The 545-nt window shown below is 47.9% G+C and carries 1 protein-coding gene; it reads right to left on the minus strand.

Annotated elements, in window-relative coordinates:
• Nucleotides 1-545: TonB-dependent receptor plug domain-containing protein (locus R7Q11_RS28680; RefSeq protein ID WP_225467286.1), on the minus strand; the 545-nt coding region annotated here is incomplete at both ends.

Genomic DNA, 545 nt, shown 5'->3' on the forward strand with positions numbered 1-545 from the left:
GAAATCGTCACGCGTCACATAGTGGCCATAAACCATTGCGTCTACGTTTTCTGACAGCAAACCGTATAACGTTAATGAGCCTTGTTGATTGTCGTTAGATGCAAAACCACCGTATACACGCGCGCCAAAAGTTTCATCGTAACGAAGCAAATCGCGTGCATCTTTGGTTTCAAAATACACCGAACCACCCAACCCATTTTGCGTCACTGAGTTGTTACCCACTTGGATATCTGCCGACTTTAGAATATCTGGGTTCAGCGTTAAGTTACCGATGTGGTGGAACATACTCGCGTGTTGTGACGCGCCATCCAGACGGATATCCAAGTCAGTCTCACCCAAGCCGCGAATCGTGATGCGCTGGTTGACTGAGTGAGTGCCACCCACATCAACGCCCGGGATATCACGCAGTAGATCCGACATATGATCGGCCTGCTTTAATGACATATCGTCTGCGAACATCGATTCGGTATTGCTGGAAACTTTCGTTCCCCATACCACGACTTCTTCGAAATGAGAGTCAGGTTCTTGAGCTAAAACGGGATTTG

Source organism: Vibrio sp. 970, from assembly GCF_033339075.1.